Origin of the sequence: Xenorhabdus sp. KJ12.1 (assembly GCF_963876495.1) — a bacterium.
Lineage (GTDB): Bacteria > Pseudomonadota > Gammaproteobacteria > Enterobacterales > Enterobacteriaceae > Xenorhabdus > Xenorhabdus stockiae.
Genome location: NZ_CAWNQH010000108.1, coordinates 1 through 6139, shown reverse-complemented (window position 1 = coordinate 6139; position 6139 = coordinate 1). Strand labels below are relative to the sequence as shown.

At 39.5% G+C, this 6139-nt stretch carries 5 protein-coding genes and 1 pseudogene; 4 read left to right on the top strand and 2 right to left on the bottom strand.

Features of this window, described 5'->3' with window-relative positions; translation table 11 throughout:
• Window positions 1–110: pseudogene (locus tag AACS92_RS18750) on the top strand (IS982 family transposase); the annotation flags it as partial.
• Window positions 111–122: 12 nt separating this feature from the next.
• Here AACS92_RS18750 and AACS92_RS18745 read toward each other — a convergent pair.
• Both AACS92_RS18745 and AACS92_RS18740 read right to left on the bottom strand, forming a co-directional pair.
• The gene (locus tag AACS92_RS18745; protein ID WP_099111934.1) at window positions 123–1748 is read right to left on the bottom strand and encodes an Eco57I restriction-modification methylase domain-containing protein; all 1626 of its coding nucleotides are present in this window, start codon (window positions 1746–1748) and stop codon (window positions 123–125) included.
• Window positions 1738–1926, bottom strand: coding sequence for a hypothetical protein (locus AACS92_RS18740; protein ID WP_099111933.1), 189 nt, complete (start codon window positions 1924–1926; stop codon window positions 1738–1740). Before AACS92_RS18740 ends, AACS92_RS18745 begins: the two co-directional genes overlap by 11 nt.
• A 608-nt stretch (window positions 1927–2534) precedes the next feature.
• Between AACS92_RS18740 and AACS92_RS18735 the strand changes: the two genes are divergently transcribed.
• From AACS92_RS18735 to trhO, 3 genes are all read left to right on the top strand, one after another.
• Window positions 2535–2675, top strand: a complete 141-nt coding sequence (locus AACS92_RS18735) for a hypothetical protein (RefSeq protein WP_193757012.1) — start codon at window positions 2535–2537, stop codon at window positions 2673–2675.
• Between the two features lie 575 nt (window positions 2676–3250).
• Entirely contained in the window at window positions 3251–3520 is a 270-nt protein-coding gene (locus tag AACS92_RS18730; RefSeq protein ID WP_099111932.1) for a helix-turn-helix domain-containing protein, read from the top strand.
• Between the two features lie 1388 nt (window positions 3521–4908).
• The gene (gene trhO / locus AACS92_RS18725; RefSeq protein WP_099111930.1) at window positions 4909–5967 is read left to right on the top strand and encodes an oxygen-dependent tRNA uridine(34) hydroxylase TrhO; all 1059 of its coding nucleotides are present in this window, start codon (window positions 4909–4911) and stop codon (window positions 5965–5967) included.
• Window positions 5968–6139: the final 172 nt, after the last annotated feature.

Sequence of the window (6139 nt, the reverse complement as noted above, 5' to 3'; positions counted from 1 at the left end):
CCGGTTTTTTGTTAACCATTTTAACGGGATTGATTGCTTACTGCCTTAAAGAGAAAAAGCCATCACTGAAAATTTTCTACTCAGAAGAAGATATTTCAGCAATAGCTTAAGCGGAATTGGGGTTACTTACGTAAACGCCTATCTCTTAATTTACGCCAAATACTCATTAGATCATCTGTATCTTGTTCAGTTAGTCCCAATTTTGAAAAAATTGAAACACCTTGCAATTTCATAGCTTCTTCAACTTTTCCATCTTTTACAAGTTGGTTAAGGGTTGCTAGATCGTGCTCATACCCTTCAATCACAGGGATGTAGATTTTTTCGATTTCAGATGGGACAAGTTCTAATACCCCACCACCATAATAGCGTCCTTCTAACTCAGCAGTTATTGCAGTCAGTGGATTCAAGAAACTACAAACAAGGTTTTCTGCGCTCGTAAAGGTTGATCTGACACGGTAAGCGGTGTCAGTAGTATAAGCTTCAATTTCATTTAAAATCAGGCGTGGAGCTTCATGGCAGCGTTTTAGCATACCTATTTCAGTGCTATAAACAGAAGGAACTTTATACCATGGCTTACGAATACGGCACTTATAACGCTCATGATACTTTTCAGCTTCTCCCAATTGGATATAGTCTTTTACCATTGTTGATAGCTGTTCAAATTCATCTGCTATGTACAAGAAGTTTGTTGGCAAACCTTGTTCTTGATTCGTTTGGTGTTGCTGAATGTCATACAAAATACCAGGGCAGTGCTGGCTACGCCCAAACATAGGGTGAGAGTATTTCTCTAACTTGAAATGATTAACCGTTTCATTATCAACTAAGAAGAACTTGTTGGCTCCCGTTACTATACCAACATCGACCTCTGCAATGTCTTTGAACTTGTGAACAGCATCATGGCTAATCAGCTTTTGGATAAGTGCTAACTCGCTTTTTTGTAAAGTCGCTCGTGTCCACTTGCCTTTTACAGTTTCGCCATTAATGCCTAATGTATTTATAAATAGCTCTTCTGGACTATCTTCAAGAAAATCGAGACCATTTACACCTACGATTCCTACACCTTCTGATGGTGTTGACGGATCTTCTTTTTTTTCAGCTAATATAATTACCGCACCTTGAAGTGTATCTTCGAACCAAATTTCTTTGGGATCGATAATGACAATTTTTGAACAAATTCTTCCCATGTAGCTACGCAAAGACTGAGCGTGCATCACATGAATTATTTCTGAAGGAATGACCATAGCCATCCGTCCACCTGCTTTGAGCATGGCAAGTGATGAAAGTAAGAACGGAACCCATGCGTTAGTGTGCTTAGTAAATTTCTGCTCCAACTGTTTAAAAACAAGTTCTGCTTGTTCTTGGAAAGATTTTTCTAAAAATTGATATCTGATAAACGGAGGATTACCAATTACAGCATCAAATTGAACTTTCCCTTCTTTGATTTGCTTATTAGCCCAAACAAGAAAATCCCCTTCGGCAACAGTTGCATTCTGAAATTTAAGCGATTCACAACGTTCTAAAGCTTTTTGCGCTTCGATATCAAAAAGTTCAAAACATGAAAGGGTTAAGGCTTTATCACAGTCATTATTATGTAATGCTTGAACAAACACACCATCACCGCAACTTGGTTCTAAAACTGCTTCTGGCTGCTTTCCTAATGCCCATTTAGCTACGTAATCCGCCAAGTGTTGAGGGGTGTAGTATCCCCCTCGAAGTTTTTGTGTTGTTTGATCTGCTTTAAATTTCATTGTCTGCCTTTGAAAAAATTTTAATCAATTCAGTCTTTTTTTCTTCGATATGTTGTTGAGCTTTATCTACAAACCAGTCTTTAAGTGTTTGTTGATCAAGTGCCAGTATCGAATAAAGCGATTTCTTTAGCTCAGGATCGACTTCAAGAACGATACGACCTGATTCACCTTTTGCCATGAGTAAGCCACTTAACTTATATAATATTGATTATCTATATTATATAAGTAACATAAGGAATTAAAGATGAATTGTCCGTTTTAGTGGGGCAACTACACAAACCTCTAAAGTTAGTAACATAATGAAATTATATTTGGAATATTAAATTCCAATTAATCCATAACATAAGTTGTTGACCCTACTCACCATAGCCGCTAATATTCCACTTACACTAATGATCCATCGCCTGTCAGGATCGCCTTTGGGTGGCGAAATAAAACTCTCGTAGCCTGAAAGGGAGGGCGAGAATTGCGGTACATCTGCACACCTTTGGCAGCAGATATTGCCAAGACACCTAAACCCTTGTCTGGCAATGAAGGTCTCTTAAACTAATAGATAACCCAAAAGGATATCTTTATCTTGTTACCGAAGTGTATTGAACGTGGGTTCATACACTGGCGTTTCAAATCAACATAAATCCTATTTGTTTTCAATGAACAACAGGATACCCTTTGCGTATCTGTTCATACTTTTACCCATCCCTGTTTGAATTATTCAATAGACAATTTTTCTACAGCTAATCCATTAACATGATTACCGTTTGACATTTAACCTTACGGCATTTTGCTGTGCTTGATGGTACTTCAATGCTTGCACGGCCTTTGCTGACTGTTCGAGAAATTCAAGGCGTCACTTTTCGTCGGTTTACCGCTGAAAGTGACGCCGCAGCCACAGCATCACTCAACCCTGATAGGCACTGGCCTGATTAACCACCCAGTGAATCTGACACTGCATTTATAGATTGAAAAAGGAGAATTTGACGATATCGAGGCTGGCCTTTAGCCGGTGGGGATGACCTGTTAATACAGGCGGCAGTACTGTGTACTCAACCGATGCCCCGCAATACCTCAACTTGCGTTCACTCTGGCGCACAGATATCGATCAAGGGCAAGGCAGACATTTTTTGTTTTGTCCGAATTGTCGCGCGCCAGAGATTGCATGTTGTCAGGTATAAGTAAAAAATTGATGGGCTGGTTGATTGAAGAATTAAGCATTCGGAATGTTGAGAGTGTTTATAGTCGTTAAACTTAGCCGTTCGGTTATTGATTCAGATAAAACAATCAGTTAAAGTTTCCCCGCCATTGGCACAATCCAGTGGTAAGGTTTCGCAGCCTTGTAATGAACTATCCACTGGTAGGAAGTTTCTACCAGTGTGTCTGCTATCGCCTTTTCAATGGCGGTTCAGGTGGGGGAGGCTTCGGCCTCACCGGTTGATAGTTCCCGGTACTGCGAACCCTGTCTGAATCGCCACCATCAATGTTAATTAATGGAAGGGGTAGCAGGAATGAATAACAACGGTCGAAATGACTGGCATCAGGCCGATATTATTGCCGCATTACGTAAACGCGGTACAACTTTAGCAGCTGTTTCTCGTGAGTCGGGACTTAGTTCATCTACACTAGCAAACGCATTCAGTAGGCCTTGGCCTAAAGGCGAATGGATCATTGCTGATTATCTTGGCATCCATCCCTCAGAAATCTGGCCAAGTCGTTATTTCGATTCTCATACTGGAGAATTATTAGAAAGGAAAGCCCGCTCTAAGCCACAGGAATAACCCGTTTTAATTTGTGATCTAGTTCGTAAAAATGATAAATGTTTATATGAGGCCTTGAGCGTGAGATGGCAGCCAAATTTGACCATTTCCAAATCTCATGGCTTTTTTGCTAACGTGATGATTAAACAGTTATAAATCTAATTTCCACATAAAAACTACCAGACTTGATGTAGCAAAATAATGTGGGGGTACAACTGGGGGTATGTGACATTTTTGATAAAATTAATTCATTAAATATTAATGTGTTAACATGCCAGTATTGCGCTCTCCTCTGCTAACAGACGTGGCAATTAAGAGATCTAAGCCAGAAGCAAAGGCTTATACTCTTTCCGATGGAAACGGGCTTTGGTTATCCTCATAGACAGGTTTAGCTATCAGTAATTATACCCTCCAGAGATTCCGGCTAAATTTGTCGTCAGCTATGAATACAAGGGATTGACCTATTAAGCCTGTTTTATTGATTGTTGGGTTATCAGGCCGTGAATTGAAAACCTATTAGCAGCGTGGTGAGATCTGAAAGGTTTCTTAGCAAAAAATCAGTTGTATCAAAATTTCTCATCGTCTGAAATTATTGGTTACTCATAAAGCAAATGGGCACTTCAGAGTAAATGATTCAGGGAAGCAGGAACACATCGTAGGCAGTGCTGGTGAGCTACTTTGAGCTCTATCTGGCATGTCAATTAGAAAGATATAAGTTGGATGTCAGATAGAGTGATGGTTAATACAGGGTGCATTGTAACTAATGTATACAAGCTACATCACCACTGTTATACAAGCTATATCGAATCCTGAAGGAAGAAGTAAGCACGGAAGTATACAATCGTCCCATTTTTCGCTACCTATGGGATATACCGCGGAACAGGCTGCGGCATAGGTTTGAATTGAAGCTAAAAGAATAGAACCTGCTAACAGGCAAAGAAGAATGTATTTTTTCATGATTATTCTCCATACCTTTTACAACGTGATCATCACGAAAAGCAAGGATCCTAGTAAACCCATTTCTATCTAATAACAAGCGAATAATATTTAACAATTATTTAACTTTCGAAACTAAACTCAATATTTTTGCTTGTTCCCTGAGTGGTTAAAGAAATGCGAATGATATATGTTGCCACTTCATATCTGTCTCGACATGGACAACTAATACGCATAAACATTGTCTGATACTCTATAGTGAACAAGTAATTTCTATGTATACAATCAATTCAGAACAGGGATTGATAGATCTGGGTCACAGAAAAAAGTAATATTGTAGAAAATAAAACCCCCAAGTATGAACTGAGGGTTTTAGTTAAAGATTTAGAGCATGATCTAGAGTCGACACTATGTGGACATAGATAGATATAAATGTATACATATCAACAAACTACAAGGGTACTTTGAACACCATGCCAGTGTTACATAACCGCATTTCTAACAAAGAACTGAAAGAACGTATGTTGGCTGAAACTGAGCCGCGCACAACTATCTCTTTTTATAAATATTTTGCTATTCCTGAGCCACAGGATTTTCGCGACAGCCTGTACCAACAATTTACTGATTTGTCAGTTTTTGGACGGGTTTACATCGCTAAAGAAGGTATCAATGCGCAAATCAGTATCCCTTCTAAAAATGTTGAAGCCCTGAAAGCAGTATTGAATACCGCTGATCCTGCTTTGTATAACTTGAGACTCAATATTGCATTAGAAGATGATGGCAAATCATTTTGGGTATTACGCATGAAAGTGCGTGAGCGTATTGTTGCTGATGGTATTGAAGATGAAACTTTTAATCCGTCAAAAACCGGTGAATACCTGAAAGCGGATCAGGTCAACCAGATGCTGGATGATCCTGAAACTGTATTTGTTGATATGCGCAATCATTATGAATATGAAGTCGGGCATTTCGAGAATGCGATTGAAATTCCGTCAGATACATTTCGTGAGCAGTTGCCTATGGCAGTTGAGATGTTGAAGGATGATAAAGATAAAAATATCGTCATGTATTGTACTGGCGGGATCCGTTGTGAGAAAGCAAGTGCTTATATGCTGCACAATGGTTTTAACAATGTTTATCATGTAGAAGGCGGTATTATCGAGTATGCTCGTAAGGCGAAAGCTCAGGGGCTGCCTGTTCGCTTTATTGGTAAAAACTTTGTTTTTGATGAGCGTATGGGAGAACGTATTTCTGAAGACGTTATCGCTCAGTGCCATCAGTGCGGTTCAACTTGTGATAGTCATACTAACTGTAAAAATGATGGATGCCATTTGCTATTCATCCAATGTCCGTCTTGTGCAGAGCGGTTTGAGGGATGTTGTAGCGATGTCTGCCGGGAAGAAATGTTACTTCCTGAAGGCGAACAGCGTGCTCGTCGGGCAGGAAGAGAAAATGGGGCTAAAATTTTCAATAAATCTCGTTATCGGTTGAATGAAGGTTTGAATATCACTTCGCTACAATCCATTAAATAATAAATCTTGTTTAAGTGCCTGTTTAGTCTATTGGATGAACAGGTACTGCAAACTGGCGTCATAACTTAACCTTAATTCTGGATAAGAAATTGACGAGAGGCCTGTTCCAGGAGCAAAGTTTTGGTGAAAGCCTAAAACGACTCCGGGGAGGAACAGGCCATGGACAAGTTAG